Origin of the sequence: Agreia pratensis (assembly GCF_900177685.1) — a bacterium.
Classification (GTDB): Bacteria; Actinomycetota; Actinomycetes; order Actinomycetales; family Microbacteriaceae; genus Agreia; species Agreia pratensis.
In genome coordinates, this window is sequence record NZ_FXAY01000002.1 from 1 (window position 1) to 16,057 (window position 16,057).

Sequence of the window (16,057 nt, forward strand, 5' to 3'; positions counted from 1 at the left end):
ACAAGACCTTCAAGACCGACGCCGTCAAGGCCGGCCTCCTCGTCGGAATCGCCAAGATCACCGTCAACACCAAGTAACACCCCAGCACAACCAGACCAGCACAACCAGAACGGCCCGCCACAAACGTGGCGGGCCATTCTGCGTTCGTGGCGTGCTCTAGTCGAGATCGACCTTCGCGTTCTCGCTGCCACCGCCAGCCGAGCCCGTGACCTTCGACTTCACGAAGCTGATGACCGAGGCGATGCGGCCCCCGGGGCTGTCCCAATACTCCGCGCCGGAGGCGGAGAACTTGACGAGTGTCACGTTCGGGTCTTCGGGGCCGTCAGGGAACCAGGCCTCCACAAAAGGATTCCAGTACTCCTTGACTCGTGCCTGGTCGTCGACCTGCTTGGCTGTGCCGGTGAGTGAAACCCACGTGTCGTTCGATGCGAACGAGACTCCGGCGATCGGGTTGACGGCGAGTTCGGCGACCTCGTGCGAGTCACGGGCGACGATGAACCACAGGTCGCCGTCGAACTCGGCCTCCTGAACAGTGAGCGGGCGGGCGACGAGCTCGCCCAGGGTGTTGACGGTCGTGACCATCGCGAATCGGAACTCGCGGACGAGTTCGGCGACCTTGGCGACGTCGGCTGAGGAATCAGACATTTCTTCTCCTTCTCTGGGTACTCTCAACCTTCGGGCAGCACGCTGGTCGGCGACAGGGGATAGACTTGTGCGTGCAAGGGGAGTATTCCCGCGCGGCTGACTCGTCAGTACGGACCCATCGACGGGTTCCGGGCAGCCGGCCTTCACATCGTGAGGGTGGAAGAGACCTTGGTTCTTCTACACCCGACCGTGGAGCAACCCCTATGCAGATCACACCTCTCGTCTGGCTGATCACCATCGCCGTGACGATCGCCTTCTTCGTCTTCGAGTTCTTCGTGCATGTGCGCAAGCCGCACGAACCGACCATCGCCGAATCGGCCCGTTGGTCGGTGTTCTACATCAGCCTCGCCCTGCTCTTCGGAGTCGGCATCGGCATGTTCTCCGGCTGGAATTTCGGCGGAGAGTACTTCGCCGGCTACCTCACCGAGAAGGCGCTGTCGATCGACAACCTCTTCGTCTTCCTGATCGTGATGACCGGATTCGCCGTTCCCAAGGCGTTCCAACAGAAGGTGCTGATGATCGGCATCATCATCGCGCTGATCATGCGCGGAGCCTTCATCGCCGTGGGTGCGACGCTGATCGACAACTTCTCGTGGATCTTCTACATCTTCGGCGCGCTGCTGCTGGTGCTGGCCTACCGCCAGGCGTTCTCGAACCACGAGTCAGACCCGGCCAACGGCAAGATCGTGAAGTTCGCGCGCAGGGTGCTGCCGATCACGAACGACTACCACGAAGACAAGATCGCGGTGAAGATCGACGGCAAGCGCTTCTTCACCCCGATGCTTCTCACCATCGTGGCGATTGGCTTCATCGACCTGGTGTTCGCGGTCGACTCGATTCCTGCGATCTACGGTCTCACCAACGAGGCCTACATCGTCTTCACCGCCAACGCGTTCGCGCTCATGGGCCTGCGCCAGCTGTACTTCCTCATCGGCGGACTGCTCGAGCGCCTCGTCTACCTCGCTCAGGGCCTCGCGGTCATCCTCGCGTTCATCGGCGTGAAGCTCGTGTTCCATGCCCTGCACGTCAACGAACTGCCGTTCGTGAACGGCGGAGAGCCCCTGCTGTGGGTTCCCGAGATCCCGATCTGGTTCTCGCTCGTCTTCATCGGCCTCACTATCACGGTGGCAACCGTGCTCAGCCTGCGCAAGACGCGCGGCGACGCCCGCCGCGACGAGGTCGCCGTCGCCGAAGACGTCAAAGAGGGCAAGCTCTAAGCGCTTAGCGAGCTCCGGATGCGTGACACGATGACCGCGCGCGCGTCACGCCCGATACGGGTCGGCAGCAACGGGAACACGTGCACCTGGCCGACGCCCTCGTGAAAATCGAGTTCGACCCCGGCGTCCGCCGCCTTCTCTACGAGTAGGTGGGCGTCGGGGTTGAGCACGTCGCGCGTTCCCGAGAAGAGGGTGATCGGCCCGAGCCCGGCGAGGTCTCCGAAGAGTGGGCTCACCACGGGATCGAGCAGGTCGCTGTCGCCACGCCAGTACTCGGCGAAGACCTTGCCACCCGGCGTCGCCAGCCACGGATCGGTGGGCTGAACCCGCGGGATCTGCGGGTTGCTCCAGGTGAGGTCGAGCGCTGGAGAAATCAGCATCGTCTGCGGCAACACGATGCCGTGGGAGTCGCGTAGAGAGAGCGCCACCGACAACGAGATCTGGCCGCCCGCCGAGTCTCCGCCGATGCCGGCGCTGCCGTAGCGATCGATGTTGTCTCGAACGAGGTCGCCGATGTGCGACGCCACCTCGAAGGCCGTGCCGAAGGGTGTGGATTTGATCGCTCGGTGGCGGTGTTCTGTGATCGCTTTGTGGCGTTAGTTGCCGATGACGAGAATGCTGGCCGCGGCTTCGATGACGTCGTCCGTGATGGTTTCGAGCTCGTTGATCTTGAGCACACGAGCGATCTGGGGGAAGAGTCGTTCGAGGAGGCGGAAGTTGCCGCGCGTGATGCGTTCGATCGCGGCGATGGCCTGAGCATCGGTGAAGTCGTCGGGGTCGAGGGTTCGGCCGAGGCGTTTCCAGTGGCGGTCGAGCACAAAGAGGAGTTCGTCGCGGCCGAGGGTGCGATAGTGGTGGGAGAACCCGAGTCTGCTGTACAGCTGGGGGTAGTGCCGGAATCGTTGGTCGATGCCGGGCATGCCGATGAGGATCATCGAGAGGTGTTCGCGGTCGTGTCGGTCACGGAGCAGTTCAAGGGCCGTGGCGTTGAGTCTCTCTGCTTCATCGATGATGAGTAGTTCTACTAGACGGGTGACGGCGCCAGCTTTGGTGCGAGGCTCGGCCTCGAGTGTCCTGAGATGTTCGTCTGCGCAGAGACCGACCCTGATTATCCAATGGTCGATGTCGTGCATAAGTTCTTTGGGCCTGCTCAGCACTTCAGGTGTGTAGAAGACGGTGCGGGAACGATTAGCAAGAGCGTAGTGCTTGGCATCGTGATCGCCTCGAGGCCCCCATTCGTTGATGTATGGCTCGAGGCTGTCCCAGTTTGCGTAGCGGCGGGCGGAGTTGGTTTTGCCGACTCCGGCATCGCCGTGGCAGATGCCGATGGTTCGTTCCTTCCGGACGGCGTTGGCAAACTCGGTGAAGCGTCGGTGTTCTTTGGTCACGATGAATGTCTGGTTCATCACTCGTCCTCTTCATAGGTGCGGAGCCGGCGCCGGTGTGGAGTGGCCGCGGTGTCGCGCGGCTCGTCGCGAGTGACGGCTGTGGGGATGCGGTCGTTGATCGTGTGCCGGAGCTGTTTGCGGCGGGCCCGTCGGGCCGTTTCGATGTCGCGGAGGCTCATCCGGAGATTGGGGTGGGCTTCGTCGACGGCGACACACACGAAGGTGTTGCGGTCGTAGACGCGGATCTCGGAGATGTCGCGGGGGTCGTAGCGGATGGTAATGGTGTGCCCGACGAAGGGGGCCAGTGTCGGTGCGAGGTAGCGCTGGCCTTGGAAGTGGATGCCGTCTCGTTGCACGACGCGACTCTTGGGGACCGTGAGCAGGAGCCCGTCGAGTTCTTCGAGACTGTCGGGCATGCGCGGGAGCCAGCCTTCAGCGACCCAGGCATCCCGCGGCGAGAGGCCAAGTTCGCGGTGCGAGCGGGCGTTGTATGTCGAGATGAACGCGCCGATGGCCTGGTCGAGGGTGGCGAGATCGAGTACGGGCTGAGGTTTTCTGTCGCCGGGGCGGGTGTGTCCCGGGAGGGTGACGAGGAGTTCGGTGTTGATCGTTCGGAAGAAGCGCTCGATCTTGCCTCGGCCCTGGGGTCGCCCGACTGTGGAATGGATGATACGGATGCGCAGCTCGATGGCGGTGCGTTCGAGGTGGTGGCTGGTGAAGTCTGATCCATGGTCGACGTGGAGGATGTCGGGGATGCCGCACATCGCCCACGCCGGGTCGGTCTTTCGCCAGATCGCTTGGCGCAGAGCAAGGGCCGTGTTGAGCGCTGAGGGTGCGCCGGTGAAGACTGTGTATCCGCAAATTGCCCTTGAGCAGTCATCCATCACGATCGTCAGCCAGGGCCGGTCCGGCTTTCCGCCGACGCCGGTGATCAGGACGTCGAGTTCGGTATGGTCCGCCTGCCAGATTTGATTCGGACGTTCAGCTCGGCGACGAAAGACGAGCTCATGCTTGTCGCGATATGAGGTCGGGCCTTCCAGCGCGAGGGTGACGAGGGCCGGATCCAGTGCCTGGACGATTTGCCGGACGGTGGCATAGCTCGGCGCCGGTTTGCCGGCCCGTTCTGCTTCGTTGACGGAGAGGCGGTGCAGTGTCGCGAGGGCGGGGCGCGGCCTGGTCAGCGCGAGCCGTTCGATGAACTTCACTGTCTCGGGTGCAGTGCGGCGGGTGCCGGCGTCTGCTCGAGGGCGGGAATCGAAGGTGGCGCTGCCGCGGTCACGGTACAGCTGGTGCCAGCGCTGCAGCGTTCGAAGGGCGACTCCCGTATTTCGGGCGAGGACAGCGAGGGGTATCTGGTCTTCGACGTGGAGCCGAAGAATCCGCCACCGCTCTTCGTCGTTCATTTCATCTCTACACGACGGTGCTTTCGCGTCCGGCGACAACCTGCTGGTGGCGGTAGAGAGTTGCTCGACTCCAGCCGACAAGCCGGGCGGCGTCTTCGGCCGTGCGTCCTCTGGCTCGAGCGTCGGCTGCGATCGCGAGCTTGTCGGCGATGACGGCTGGGTCCGACAGAGGTCGGCCGAAGCGAGTCCCGTTCTGCCTGGCGGCAGCAATGCCGGCATTGACTCGTTCGACGATCAGTTCACGTTCGTACTCGGCGAGCGTGGCCAACATGTTGAGCATCAGCCGACCAGTCGATGTCGCGGGGTCGATGCCATCAGATATGGAGCGCACGTGGATACCGCGGTCTCGTAGCAAGTTCACTGTGTTTAGCACATCGATCAGGGAGCGACCGAGGCGATCGACCCGCCACACTACGACCGTGTCACCGGACTCTGCGTGCTCGAGGAGTTTCTTCATCCCGCGACGCTCGATCGCGGTCTTGCTCCCGGAGGTGACGTCGGCGAACACGTCTCGCTTCTGAACGCCAGCCTCGACGAGAGCATCGAGCTGCAGTTGCGCGTCCTGACTCGACGTACTCACCCGCGTGTACCCAAGAAGTCTCATGCTTCCATTCTGACTCAAAAACCCCTGTCGGTCACTGCGCTGAGACACTGTGCGGCGAGACATCTTTCTAAGACAAAACCTGCCGCGAAAAGTCGCGCGATTAGTTTCGCCATTCGAGCACTCAATACATGTCTCGAAAAGCTATTGCTTTTCGAGACGTTTTTGGACAGAGCTCTCCCCTCGCGGAGGAGGGTGCTTTTTCGAGTTGCGCTACGCCTTGGGCGTGCGGTTCCACGACTTGATGAACTTCTCGATGCGCTTAGCCGGTTTGTTGCTCTTACCGAAGACGACGACATAGACAAGTGGGGCAAAGACAACAATCGTCAACAGCTGGGGAGTTGCGCTGACAAAAGCGATCAAAAGGTTCACCTCCTCCGTGGACTCGGGCAGCAGGTTCGTCATGCGAGACCTCCGCGAGAACGGACGCGCGAACGCGCCCTGATGGCACCTCGCCGAGTGGCGAGGTGAGCTGAGAAGCCAACGACCAGAAAGGAGCGGTGGCTAGCAAGGAGGGGGCCAGGGAGCATCAGATTGCTCATAGCCCGGCCGGGCACAAAAAAGCCGGCATCGGCCGGCGGGTGATCGTCGATGACCAATCGGCTCATTGTGGCTGGAGGGGTGGCAGCGCCGTGAAGTCAAACATCTTGAGCAGGTTCTCTGCGCCGTCGACGTGCGGCCGGGAGGGCACAAAAAAGGCCGGCACGATGGCCGACCAGGTTTTTCCACGCACAAAAGGCGTGACACCAGTATGCGTCCCTTTCTGGTCTCACGCAATAGCCGATTCAAACTCGCCCGACCCGAGCGAGTCGGTGAACCTCCGCCCCATGCGCACCACCGGCTGGGGCAGACATCGAACGCATCTACCAGGCGGGAGTTGCCACAGGAGATACTCCGTCACTTGGGTATGCGGTTTAGGGCCTGAGGATGTGAGTGTCAGTGCCGAATTTTCGCGGTGAGGCTTCTGCGGCGGGGTCCGTGTCGCTTGTAGCCAGCGCGGGTTCAACTCGGAAGATGGACTTTTCGGTCTCGGGGTGGCGTCGGCCTTGGATGATGAAGATGATCGTGCCGACAGCGATGGCAGCGAAGGATGCCCAGATGTTTGCAGGGATCCCAAGGAACCCATCGCTGGTCGGGTCGATGCGAATCGCTTCGAGCCAGCTGCGGCCGAGTCCATACCAGACGAGGTAAAGGCCGAGAGTGCGGCCCCAGCGGAGGGCAAGTCGGCGCTCAAGCAGGAGGAGGACGGCGAATCCGGTCAGGTTCCAGATGATCTCGTAGAGGAACAGCGGGTGGAACAGGGTCCCGGCCGGCAGACCGTCCGGGAACATTGTGTCGGTCGGCAAGATTTCTAGCCCCCACGGCAGCGTGGTCGGGAGCCCGAACAATTCGTGGTTGAAGTAGTTTCCGATGCGTCCCAACGACTGGGCTACGAGCAAAGCCGGGGCGACGGCGTCGGCGAAAGACCAGAAGCGGATGTTGTGTCGCCGACACCCGATGTAGGCGCCGACTGCCCCGCCCAGCAGCGAACCGTAGAGGGCGTTGCCGCCGTCCCAGATGGCGAATACCAACCACAAGTTCGCGTCCGGGTAGAAGTAGTCGCCGAGGTGAGTGAACACATGGTAAAAACGTGCACCCACAATGCCGATCGGTACGGCCCACATGATGATGTCGAGCACGACCCCGTTCCCTGCACCTCGGGCAGAGAGCCGCCGCTGGGTAATAAATAGGGCAGCCACAATGCCGCTGAGAATGCACAGCGCGTACACGTGAACGGTCAACGGGCCCAAAGAGAACGAGGCCCATTCCGGCGGCGGGCTTGGAATCGACGCTGGGACCAGTCCCAGCACGTTGGTGGTCATCACGAGAGGCAGCATAATCGCCTCAAATGTGAGACTGAGACCGCAGCAGGACGCTGCTGGCTGCGCTGAGGGCTATCGACCAAATTGGATCCACGAACCTTACCTCGTGATCTCCACTGTCGTCGAGATGGTCAGATGATCCAGGTTCGGAAGGGTATGTGAGATCTCGTGCCTGATGTCGTGCACGATCGTTTCGGCGGCTGAGATCGGCATGTCAGCGACAGCTATCGTGGCAGCGCCCTGGAGTCGGTGGCCGACCCATCGCAGCTGCAATGAAGGCACGGCAAGAAACCCCGGGGTGTGTTCGATCGTGTGCCGCGCTCGCTCGACGAGCTCGGGTTCGATGCCATCCATGAGGCGGCGCCCGATACTGCGAACGGTTCTCCGCTGATCTGTGGTTGAGCCGGGAACAAAAAAGGCCGGCTCGATGGCCGACCAAGGTTTTTCCGCGCAACAAAGGCGCAGGACCAGTATCCGGCTTCCTCTGGTCCTGCGCAATATCGGGGGTTTCTGACTGCCGCTGTTAGGTCCGGGCTAGGGTCGTGGCTCGGAGCTCTCGGGTCCATGCTTGGGTGGCGACCTGGACGGCATCCCATGGTGAGCCGAGCGGGGGCGTGTAGGAGAGGTCGAGGTCGCTCATCGCGTCGACGGTCATGCTGTGGTGCAGGGCGGTGGCGTAGGTGTCGACGCGTTTGGCGATTTCGGCGCCGCGCGCTCCGACGAGTTGCGCCCCGAGCAGGAGCCCGGTGTCAGCGTCGCCGGTGATGCGGATGCTGAGCGGTTTCGATCCCGGGTAGTACGCCTTGTGGTCATCCGCGATTGCGGTGCCACTGAGAGGTGTGAAGCCGGCAGCGATGGCCTCATGGTCCCGGAGGCCGGTACGGGCGGCTACGAGGTCGAAGACTTTCACCACCTGAGTTCCGAGGCTGCCAGCAAAACGCGTGTTGCCGCCGATCGCGTTTTCTCCGGCGACGCGGCCCTGCTTGTGCGCGGTTGTGCCGAGCGGGAGGTAGGTGATACCGAGAAGACGGTGGTGGGTGACCACACCGTCACCTGCAGCAAACACGTGGGGCAGGCCGGTGCGCATCTGCTCGTCGACGACGACAGCGCCCCCGGGCCCGGTGGTAGCTCCGGCGCCGGTAAGCAGGCTGGTGTTCGGGCGGACGCCGACGACCAGGAGAACAACGTCCGCGTTACGGGCGTAGCCCTGGCCGTTTTCGGAGCCGGTCACGGTGAGGCGGCCGTCCGTGCGGGTGATGGCTTCGACGCGGGCGTTGGTGACGACGTCGACGCCGTGTCGGGCGAGTTCGTCGTGGACGAGGGAGCCGAGTTCGGGGTCGAGGGTGGAGAGCACTTCGGGGCCGCGCTGTAGCTGTGTCACGCGGAGGCCGCGGATGGTGAGGGCTTCGGCCATTTCGAGGCCGACGTAGCCGGCGCCGACGATGATCGCGGTTTCGGGCTGGTGCCCGTCGAGGTAGCGCTCGAGGGTGAAGGTGTCGCCCATTGAGTGCAGCACGTGCACACCGTCGTCTGGGCCGAGCCCGCCGGGGCCGACGCCGGCGATGCCCGCGGTCGACGGGGATGCTCCGGTGCCGACCATCAGCTCGTCGTACGCGATGGTCGATTCCTGCCCGTTCGCGTCCCGAACGGTGAGCTGTTGGCCGGCGACGTCGATGCCGGTGGCGAGGGTGTCGAGCCGGAGCTGCATACCGGTCGCTTCCAGGTCCGCGTGGGTGCGGTGTGCGAGGGACTGCCACGGGTTCACCTCGCGGGAGAAGTAGTACGGAATCCCGCAGATGGAGAAGTTGGGGTAGGAGTCCGCGACGACGACGGTCACGTCAACGCTGGGGTCAAGTTCGCGGGCGCGGAGTGCGGTGGAGATTCCGGCGTCGCTTCCGCCGATTGCTACAAGATGCATGAGGATGGGTGCCTTTCAGTGGGCTTTGACAGGATGAGTAACAACGACATCGCGAGCGGTGTGGGTGGCGGCCGGGTAGAACACAAACAGCAGACCGAGCCCCAGGGCTCCGCCGAGCAGCTGCGCCAGGATGAACGGGGCGACGGATGCCGGAGCGATGCCGGCAAAGGTGTCGGTGAACATGCGGGCGATCGTCACGGCGGGGTTCGCGAACGACGTCGAGCTGGTGAACCAGTACGCCGCCCCGATATACACACCGACCGCGGCCGCGGTGACGTGACCCTTACCGGTGTGGGCGAGAGCGAAGATCAGCAGCACCAAGCCCGCCGTGGCCACGACCTCGCCCACCAGGTGCCCGCCCGATGCCCGGACGGTGGTCGAGAAGGCGGGCGCGGTGTCGAACATGATGCCGGCCAAAAGTGTGCCCGTGATGCTTCCTCCGATCTGCGCCAACAGATACGGGGCAAGGTCTCTGGTCGGTAATCCGGTCTTCGTGCGGCGACCGATGAGCCAATCAACCAGCGAGACGACGGGGTTGAAGTGCGCACCCGACGCCGGGCCGAGCATCAGGATCAATACGGCCAGGCCGAGGGCGGTCGCGATGCTGTTCTCGAGCAGCTGCAGGCCGACGTCGCGGGGCGAGAGTTGCTGCGCGGCGATCCCGGATCCCACAACCACGGTCACCAGCAGCGCGGTGCCCACGAATTCGGCAGCGACCCGGCGCGCCAGATGCGGCCGAAAGTGCGGGGTGTGGGTCTGAGAGGTTTTCATGTCGACCTCATCTTGACTCGCGCAGGGTAGTTCAGTCAAGATTGAAACAATGAATATTGAGCGAAATGACGAGTTGCAGTGGCGTGCTGCGAAGCACGCCGCGCTCAGCGATCCTGCGCGCCTCCGCATCGTCGACCTGCTGACCGTCGGCGAGCTGGCCCCATCGGAAATCAGCGACTCGTTGACCATGCGCTCGAACCTCGTCACCCACCACCTGAACGTGCTCGAGTCGGTGGGTATGCTCACCCGGCACCGCTCCGAGGCGGACAAGCGGCGCTCCTATGTGCGGCTGACCGAGCACGCTCTGGAGGGGCTCGTGCCTGGTGCGGTGGGGTCAGCGCGGAGGGTGCTGTTCGTCTGCACCGCGAACTCGGCCCGCTCGCAACTCGCCGTTGCCCTGTGGAACAGGGTCAGCAGCATCCCCGCCGCATCGGCCGGCACTCACCCGGCCGAGCAGATCGCGTCGGGCGCGATCGCCACAGCCGCCCGCCACTCATTGACCCTTCCCGGCGTACGTCCCCAAGCTTTGCCCGATGTGCTCGCTGCCGGCGACTTCGTGGTGACCGTGTGCGACAACGCGCACGAAGAATTGGGCCTGCGCGAGGGGGCGCATTGGTCGATCCCTGACCCTGTTCGGATCGGCACCGATGCCGCATTCGACGCCGTCCTCGATGACTTGCAGCACCGAATTGACGACCTGGCGCCCCGCCTGGTCGCATCCTAACCCGGAAGAAATCATGACCGCCACACCCACCGTCTTGTTCATCTGCCAGCACAATGCCGGCCGCTCCCAACTCGGCGCAGCCCTTCTCGGGCACCTCGGCAGCGACCGGTTCAACGCGAGCTCAGCTGGACTTGCGCCGGCTGACGTCGTCAACCCGGCGGTGGCCGCGACGGTCGCGGAGCTCGGAGTCGATATCTCCGGCAACGTGCCGCGCGCCGTCACGCCGGCCGACCTTGACGAGGCAGACATTGTGGTGCTCATGAAGCCCGGACTGGCGCTGCCGTCGACGCCCCGCGGTGAAGTGCTGGAGTGGTCTTTCGCCAATCCCGAATCCTGGGATGCCGAGGCGGTGCGCCCGATGCGCGAGGCGGTCGCGGCGCGCATCGAGGCGGAACTGCTGACCCGCTAGACGGATGCCGGGGCGCGGCCGAGCTGGATCAATTGCTTCTCCGGCAGGGCGCAGCAGCTCCCGCCGATTCCGGTGCCGGCTGAGTCGAACAAGCCCGCCCCGCCACAGACCCCGGTATCCGGGAGCTGCAGCTCGACCCGGGCGGCCGCTTCATGGTCACCGGCCAGCGCGGCCACGACGGAGCGCACCTGCTCGTACCCGGTCATGGCCAAGAAGGTCGGGGCGCGCCCATAAGACTTTGCACCGACCAGGTAGAAGTCGGGTTCGGGCTGAGCGAGGTCACGGGCCCCGGTCGCTGCGACTGAACCGCACGAGTGAAGATTCGGGTCAATTTCTGCCGCGATCCGGATCGGTGCCTGCAGGGTCGCATCCAGCTCGAGGCGAAGTTCCGATAGGAACGAGAGGTCTGGGCGGAAACCGGTGAGCACGGCGACGTGATCGGCTGCGGCCAGGCTGCGGCCGTCCTCGCTGGTGAGTACCGCCTGGTCACCGTCACGGGCGATCTGTTCGACGCGGAAGCCGGTCACCATGTCGATCAGGCCGGCGTCGACGAACTCTTTCGCCGTGATGCCCAGCTGACCCCGGGCCGGCAGTTCGTCAGCCGCACCACCGCCGAAGGTGTTCCCGACCACCCCTCGGCGTAGAACCCACGTGACCTTCGTCGCCGGGTCGCGACGGGCGATCCGGCCGAGCGCGATTACCGAGGTGACTGCCGAGTGGCCAGATCCAACGACGACACTGTGTCGGCCCTCGTACTCCGTCCGCATTCGGTAGTCCGGGATGCGGTAGTCAAGCAGATCTGCGGCCGCTTTCTCTCCGAGCGCGGGCAATCCATCGGCCCCGGCGGGGTTCGGACTTGACCAGGTGCCGGATGCGTCGATCACCGCACGTGCATCCACCCGGTACTCGGTGCCATCGGCAGCTTCGATATGCACGGTGAAGGGCTGCTCTGCCCGGCCCGCGTCGACCAAACGGTCGCGGCCACGACGAGATACGCCAACCACGCGAGAGTCGTATCGGATGTGCTCGCCGAGGACCGCGGCAAGAGGGGCGAGGTACCCGCTGATCCACTGCGCACCCGTGGGATATCCCGCCGTCGGAGTCTGCCAGCCGGTGGGCCCGAGCAACCGTGCCGCTGCCGCGTCAACAAGCTCACCCCACTCCGAGAACAATCGCACGTGCCCCCACTCCGAAACCCCTGCAGCTGCGGTTTTGCCTGCTTCGAAGAGCAGCACGGCCTGGCCGCGATCGACCAGGTGCGCGGCGGCGGCGAGACCCTGGGGGCCTGCCCCGATGACGACGACGGGCAGCTCGTTCTTCTGCATGACAACTCCTGATAGATCGACAATGTTCGATGCATCGAGACTGATCGATCTATCGACAGATGTCAATACGACGTGAGAAGATCGGGTCATGACGATCATTCTTCCCCTGCTGGCGACCGAGGCCGGCGCTGCGTGCTGCAGCCCGGTGACAGGCGGGGTGTTGAGTGCGGAAGAAGCTGAACAGCTCGCCCGCACATTTAAGGCCCTCGGTGACCCGACGCGCATCCGCCTGTTGTCCCTGATCGCTGCAAGCGAGGACGGGGAGGCCTGCATCTGCGATCTCACAGAACCGGTCGGACTGTCGCAGCCGACCGTCTCGCACCACATGAAGCAACTCGTCGACGCCGGCCTGGCCATGCGTGAGCAACGCGGTCGCTGGGCCTATTTCCGCGTCTTGGATGACGCTCTCGATCGAGCAGCACAAGCCCTACGTCCAGGACTCCCGGGATAGCCATCCGCCTCAGTCGGCCACAGCGCAGGTGAGGGCACTGTGCGCGCTCAGACCCATGAAATCGGCACAAAAAAACCGAGCTTAGGGCTCGGATCCCGACAGTGGGACAGGAGTCTCACCGTATGTAAATAAATTGTCACGTTTGACACCTGACCGTCAAGTAGAAAATTGTTTTCCCACCAGGACAGCTTCGCGTGGACGAAATGGCACGCGGGCAAGGCGACCACCCGTCACGAAGGACGACATGTAGTCACTGGCCCCACGCGCCAATTATCGATCACAGAACACCGCCACGTATCGATCAAATCCACAGTCGCAGCGAGTTCGTGGAAACCGCTCCATCTAGCGGTGTGGAGTTGATCGGTACAGGGCGGTGTTCTGTGGTCGCTCGGTGGCGGGGATCAGGAGTCGGGCTGTTTTGGATCGCATGCGTTTTGACACGCATTGGTTGAAGACATCTCGAGCGGGCGAGGGCGTCCGCGTTGGGTATCTCCGCGCGCCGCGCGACGACAGAAACCGAATCGTCAGCAGACCCGATGGCGTCGACTCAGCGAAGTGATCGGCGCAGCGCGTTGACCGCGCGCACGTGGTTCTCGGCCCGCCGGTGCCCGTTCGCGGGTGATGGGTGCGGCGCCGCCAACACGGGCACGATGACCGGTTGAGCATGCAGGGTGTAGTACCGCATGATCCCGGTCAGCGCTGTCGCACCAAACGTCACGATCGAGGTCAGGCTCGGCATCAAAGCGATGATGGCAGCAAGAGCAGGTTGCGCGTCGTTGAGGTCGTCGGCGTTGGGTACGCGGCGCCCGCCGGCTGCGTCGAACAGTGGCCAAGGGACCACGTTCCACCGCACGTAGTCGCCACGCGACATTCCAGCCTCTAGACGCGCGGCTTTGAATGACCGCGACGTAGGGTTCACGTTGTCTTCTGAACTGAAAGCCGAAGAGTTGGCGCTCGCCGTCAGATTCGCCGGGCTCTCGAAGAGCACCAGCACTCGTGCTTGCACTCCACCACTGTCGGGGTCGACCCATGGCACTACCCGGGCGCCGTGGTCGGCTGTGCGCAGCCGTCGAACGAGTGCGTTCAGGGCTGCCACATGCGGTTCTTCCAGGCGATCAAGCTTCGATGCTCTCCCCGCGACCCCTGTCGTTTCAGCGTGCATGCGTCCGGGCGATCAGAAGCAGTCGCTCGGCGTTCTCCGGCAGGCCGGTTGTGCTGCGCGCCCACACCGCCGTGAGCGGACGCTTCAGCGCCAGTCCCGCAATACGAACCCGAACGAGGCGACCGAGCGTCACGTCGTCGCGGATGGCGAGTGAGCTCAGCACCGCGGGCGCACTACCCGAGGCGGCGGTGGAACGGATCGCGGTCGTTGTTGGCAACACCAAAGCGGGAGCATCCGGAACCAGCGGTGACTCGAGCGCTCCGAGGGCGAGTTCGAGCGTGCGCCTCGTGCCGGAACCCTCTTCACGGACCACCAGGGCGGTCGAGGCGAGCTCTGCTGCGCTGACCGCGCGTCGACGCCGCGCCCATGGATGGTTCACCCCGACCACGACAACAAGCTCGTCGAACCCGATGACCCGCGATTCGAGGTCGGAAGGCACGTCGGGGGTCTCGATGAACCCGATGTCGCGGGCACCCGCGCGCACCTGCTCAACAACACTACGACTATTCGCCACGGCCAGATCGACGGCAGCCGGATGCCCGCTCCCCGCCTGGAACGCAACCAACCACTCCGGCATGAGGTGCTCGGCGACCGTCAGACTCGCGCCGACCCGCAGCTGCAAATGACGTGCGTCTCGGAGAGCTCTGACCGCCATCTCGAACCGGTCGGCAGCATCCAGCACATCCTGCGCCCAACCGGCCACCAGCATGCCCGCCTCGGTCAACTGGGAACCACGGGCCGACCGGGTCACGAGCTCGGATCCGGTGCGGACTTCCAGGGCGCGGATGCGCGAGGAGACCGCCTGCTGGGTCACCCCGAGGTTCGTGCTAGCAGACGTGAGACTGCCGAACTCTGCCACGGCCGCGAGAGTCTGCAGACTTTTCAGATCAGGCAGTTCGAAGTCGCTCACGATCGTCCCGTTCCCACAAGCTCTGCTTGTGACCCCACAAGCCTAACGGTCTTCTGCGGTCGCCCCGCGAAGAGGAGGGTTGAAGCATGTCAACCGCCCAGGCCGTCCGACCCGCCACCCCGTCACGGATGCTTATGCGCGAGCTCGAACACCCGATGCACATGTTCCGGAACATCACGCCGAACTGGTACGCGTCGGTCATGGGCACAGGAATCGTAGCCAACGCCGCCGCCACCCTCCCCCTGCAGTTCGCCGGCCTTCGCGCTGCGGCGACAGTGGTGTGGGTCATCGCCAGCGTGCTGCTCGTCGCGCTCACCGCCGCGACGGTCATGCACTGGGTCACGAACAGGGAGACGGCCCGCACCCACCACTTGAACCCCGTCATGGCCCACTTCTACGGGGCGCCCGCGATGGCCCTCCTCACCGTCGGGGCCGGAACCATCCTCCTCGGCCGGGACGTTCTCGGCGAACAGACCGCCGTCGCCATCGACGCCGTGCTCTGGGCCCTCGGCACGATCATGGGCCTGGCAACCGCTGTCGCGGTGCCGTACCTGACCTTCACGAAGTTCACGGTCTCGGCCGACAGCGCGTTTGGCGGCTGGCTGATGCCCATCGTGCCGCCCATGGTCTCTGCGTCGACAGGCGCCCTGCTCATCCCGTACCTGCCCGAGGGCCAGGCCAGGCTCACCATGCTGCTGGCCTGCTACGGGATGTTCGGCCTCAGCCTCCTCGCTTCTCTCATCGTCATCACCCTCATCTGGTCGCGCCTCACCACGCACAAGATCGGTGCGGCCGCGATGGTTCCGACGCTCTGGATCGTGCTTGGCCCGCTCGGCCAATCCGTCACCGCCGTGAACCTGCTCGGCGGCAACGCCCACCTCGCTACCACCACATCCCTCGCCGACGCCCTTCAGGCCTTCGGCGTGATCTACGGGGTACCCGTACTCGGTTTCGCAGCCCTCTGGGCAGCACTCGCCCTAGCGATCACCGTGCGAACCGCACGCGAACACCTCCCGTTCTCGTTGACATGGTGGTCGTTCACCTTTCCCGTCGGTACCTGCGTCACCGGCCTCACCGGGGTAGCCCTGCACACCGGATCAGTCGCGTTCCAGGTCGCCGCCGTATTCGCCTTCGCCGCACTTCTCACCGCCTGGGCAGTCGTGGCCGTCCGCACATTCCACGGCAGCGCCCTCACCGGCGTTCTCTTCATGCCCCCTGCAGCGAAGACCGTCTGAACCACCCCGCACCACACCTCACCTCACTCTGAAAGA

Annotated in this window: 18 protein-coding genes; 5 read left to right on the forward strand and 13 right to left on the reverse strand. The window is 64.2% G+C overall.

What is annotated here, in order from left to right:
- Window positions 1-156: 156 nt before the first annotated feature.
- Complete coding sequence (locus tag B9Y86_RS05385) at window positions 157-645, reverse strand: pyridoxamine 5'-phosphate oxidase family protein (protein ID WP_085483859.1); 489 nt, start codon at window positions 643-645, stop codon at window positions 157-159.
- A gap of 203 nt (window positions 646-848) precedes the next feature.
- Here B9Y86_RS05385 and B9Y86_RS05390 point away from each other — a divergent pair, with 203 nt between their 5' ends.
- Window positions 849-1,862: a TerC family protein gene (locus tag B9Y86_RS05390; RefSeq protein WP_085483861.1), complete on the forward strand. Its 1,014-nt coding sequence runs from the start codon at window positions 849-851 to the stop codon at window positions 1,860-1,862.
- Here B9Y86_RS05390 and B9Y86_RS05395 read toward each other — a convergent pair.
- From B9Y86_RS05395 to B9Y86_RS05435, 9 genes are all read right to left on the reverse strand, one after another.
- Window positions 1,859-2,389, reverse strand: coding sequence for an alpha/beta hydrolase fold domain-containing protein (locus tag B9Y86_RS05395; protein ID WP_217809176.1), 531 nt, complete (start codon window positions 2,387-2,389; stop codon window positions 1,859-1,861). The two genes, B9Y86_RS05390 and B9Y86_RS05395, sit on opposite strands and share 4 nt — an antisense overlap.
- Window positions 2,390-2,458: 69 nt before the next feature.
- Window positions 2,459-3,268 carry an AAA family ATPase gene (locus tag B9Y86_RS05400; RefSeq protein ID WP_085483865.1) on the reverse strand — a complete coding sequence of 270 codons (810 nt, stop codon included), beginning with the start codon at window positions 3,266-3,268 and terminating at the stop codon, window positions 2,459-2,461.
- Window positions 3,268-4,653 (reverse strand): Mu transposase C-terminal domain-containing protein, encoded by a 1,386-nt coding sequence (locus B9Y86_RS05405; protein WP_085483867.1) that lies wholly within the window; start codon window positions 4,651-4,653, stop codon window positions 3,268-3,270. Before B9Y86_RS05405 ends, B9Y86_RS05400 begins: the two co-directional genes overlap by 1 nt.
- Window positions 4,654-4,660: 7 nt before the next feature.
- Window positions 4,661-5,257, reverse strand: coding sequence for a recombinase family protein (locus tag B9Y86_RS05410; protein ID WP_085483869.1), 597 nt, complete (start codon window positions 5,255-5,257; stop codon window positions 4,661-4,663).
- A gap of 210 nt (window positions 5,258-5,467) precedes the next feature.
- A complete protein-coding gene (locus B9Y86_RS05415; RefSeq protein ID WP_055944818.1) occupies window positions 5,468-5,659 on the reverse strand; it encodes a hypothetical protein in 192 nt (63 codons plus the stop codon).
- A 509-nt stretch (window positions 5,660-6,168) separates the two neighbouring features.
- The gene (gene lgt, locus B9Y86_RS05420) at window positions 6,169-7,116 is read right to left on the reverse strand and encodes a prolipoprotein diacylglyceryl transferase (RefSeq protein ID WP_082500838.1); all 948 of its coding nucleotides are present in this window, start codon (window positions 7,114-7,116) and stop codon (window positions 6,169-6,171) included.
- 99 nt (window positions 7,117-7,215) lie between these two features.
- The gene (locus B9Y86_RS05425) at window positions 7,216-7,470 is read right to left on the reverse strand and encodes a cation transporter dimerization domain-containing protein (protein ID WP_055944821.1); all 255 of its coding nucleotides are present in this window, start codon (window positions 7,468-7,470) and stop codon (window positions 7,216-7,218) included.
- 169 nt (window positions 7,471-7,639) lie between these two features.
- Complete coding sequence (locus tag B9Y86_RS05430) at window positions 7,640-9,034, reverse strand: FAD-dependent oxidoreductase (protein ID WP_055944824.1); 1,395 nt, start codon at window positions 9,032-9,034, stop codon at window positions 7,640-7,642.
- Window positions 9,035-9,049: 15 nt separating this feature from the next.
- Window positions 9,050-9,805 carry an aquaporin gene (locus tag B9Y86_RS05435; RefSeq protein WP_055944827.1) on the reverse strand — a complete coding sequence of 252 codons (756 nt, stop codon included), beginning with the start codon at window positions 9,803-9,805 and terminating at the stop codon, window positions 9,050-9,052.
- A 49-nt stretch (window positions 9,806-9,854) separates the two neighbouring features.
- Here B9Y86_RS05435 and B9Y86_RS05440 point away from each other — a divergent pair, with 49 nt between their 5' ends.
- Together B9Y86_RS05440 and B9Y86_RS05445 are read left to right on the forward strand one after the other, a co-directional pair.
- Window positions 9,855-10,529 (forward strand): arsenate reductase/protein-tyrosine-phosphatase family protein, encoded by a 675-nt coding sequence (locus tag B9Y86_RS05440; RefSeq protein WP_055944830.1) that lies wholly within the window; start codon window positions 9,855-9,857, stop codon window positions 10,527-10,529.
- A gap of 13 nt (window positions 10,530-10,542) precedes the next feature.
- A complete protein-coding gene (locus B9Y86_RS05445) occupies window positions 10,543-10,938 on the forward strand; it encodes an arsenate-mycothiol transferase ArsC (protein ID WP_085483871.1) in 396 nt (131 codons plus the stop codon).
- On the opposite strand, the gene B9Y86_RS05450 is transcribed toward B9Y86_RS05445, so the two are convergent.
- Window positions 10,935-12,263 (reverse strand): FAD-dependent oxidoreductase, encoded by a 1,329-nt coding sequence (locus B9Y86_RS05450; protein ID WP_055944835.1) that lies wholly within the window; start codon window positions 12,261-12,263, stop codon window positions 10,935-10,937. The genes B9Y86_RS05445 and B9Y86_RS05450 overlap by 4 nt on opposite strands.
- Before the next feature lie 88 nt (window positions 12,264-12,351).
- Between B9Y86_RS05450 and B9Y86_RS05455 the strand changes: the two genes are divergently transcribed.
- The gene (locus B9Y86_RS05455; protein WP_176223270.1) at window positions 12,352-12,714 is read left to right on the forward strand and encodes an ArsR/SmtB family transcription factor; all 363 of its coding nucleotides are present in this window, start codon (window positions 12,352-12,354) and stop codon (window positions 12,712-12,714) included.
- A 547-nt stretch (window positions 12,715-13,261) separates the two neighbouring features.
- Here B9Y86_RS05455 and B9Y86_RS05460 read toward each other — a convergent pair.
- Together B9Y86_RS05460 and B9Y86_RS05465 are read right to left on the reverse strand one after the other, a co-directional pair.
- A complete protein-coding gene (locus B9Y86_RS05460) occupies window positions 13,262-13,810 on the reverse strand; it encodes a uracil-DNA glycosylase family protein (RefSeq protein ID WP_244894646.1) in 549 nt (182 codons plus the stop codon).
- 55 nt (window positions 13,811-13,865) lie between these two features.
- Window positions 13,866-14,786: a LysR family transcriptional regulator gene (locus tag B9Y86_RS05465; protein ID WP_217809177.1), complete on the reverse strand. Its 921-nt coding sequence runs from the start codon at window positions 14,784-14,786 to the stop codon at window positions 13,866-13,868.
- Window positions 14,787-14,872: 86 nt separating this feature from the next.
- On the opposite strand from B9Y86_RS05465, the gene B9Y86_RS05470 reads away from it, so the two are divergent.
- On the forward strand, window positions 14,873-16,021 hold the full coding sequence (locus tag B9Y86_RS05470) for a TDT family transporter (RefSeq protein ID WP_055944841.1): 1,149 nt from the start codon (window positions 14,873-14,875) through the stop codon (window positions 16,019-16,021).
- Window positions 16,022-16,057 lie beyond the last annotated feature (36 nt).

Excerpts from the sequence above, each read along its gene's own strand:
- B9Y86_RS05435 (WP_055944827.1), bottom strand. The coding sequence starts at position 9,805 with ATGAAAACCTCTCAGACCCACACCCCGCACTTTCGGCCGCATCTGGCG.
- B9Y86_RS05445 (WP_085483871.1), top strand. The coding sequence starts at position 10,543 with ATGACCGCCACACCCACCGTCTTGTTCATCTGCCAGCACAATGCCGGC.
- B9Y86_RS05455 (WP_176223270.1), top strand. The coding sequence starts at position 12,352 with ATGACGATCATTCTTCCCCTGCTGGCGACCGAGGCCGGCGCTGCGTGC.
- B9Y86_RS05390 (WP_085483861.1), top strand. The coding sequence starts at position 849 with ATGCAGATCACACCTCTCGTCTGGCTGATCACCATCGCCGTGACGATC.
- B9Y86_RS05410 (WP_085483869.1), bottom strand. The coding sequence starts at position 5,257 with ATGAGACTTCTTGGGTACACGCGGGTGAGTACGTCGAGTCAGGACGCG.
- B9Y86_RS05440 (WP_055944830.1), top strand. The coding sequence starts at position 9,855 with ATGAATATTGAGCGAAATGACGAGTTGCAGTGGCGTGCTGCGAAGCAC.
- B9Y86_RS05400 (WP_085483865.1), bottom strand. The coding sequence starts at position 3,268 with ATGAACCAGACATTCATCGTGACCAAAGAACACCGACGCTTCACCGAG.
- B9Y86_RS05470 (WP_055944841.1), top strand. The coding sequence starts at position 14,873 with ATGTCAACCGCCCAGGCCGTCCGACCCGCCACCCCGTCACGGATGCTT.
- B9Y86_RS05425 (WP_055944821.1), bottom strand. The coding sequence starts at position 7,470 with ATGGATGGCATCGAACCCGAGCTCGTCGAGCGAGCGCGGCACACGATC.
- B9Y86_RS05430 (WP_055944824.1), bottom strand. The coding sequence starts at position 9,034 with ATGCATCTTGTAGCAATCGGCGGAAGCGACGCCGGAATCTCCACCGCA.
- B9Y86_RS05385 (WP_085483859.1), bottom strand. The coding sequence starts at position 645 with ATGTCTGATTCCTCAGCCGACGTCGCCAAGGTCGCCGAACTCGTCCGC.
- lgt (WP_082500838.1), bottom strand. The coding sequence starts at position 7,116 with ATGACCACCAACGTGCTGGGACTGGTCCCAGCGTCGATTCCAAGCCCG.
- B9Y86_RS05415 (WP_055944818.1), bottom strand. The coding sequence starts at position 5,659 with ATGACGAACCTGCTGCCCGAGTCCACGGAGGAGGTGAACCTTTTGATC.
- B9Y86_RS05405 (WP_085483867.1), bottom strand. The coding sequence starts at position 4,653 with ATGAACGACGAAGAGCGGTGGCGGATTCTTCGGCTCCACGTCGAAGAC.
- B9Y86_RS05450 (WP_055944835.1), bottom strand. The coding sequence starts at position 12,263 with ATGCAGAAGAACGAGCTGCCCGTCGTCGTCATCGGGGCAGGCCCCCAG.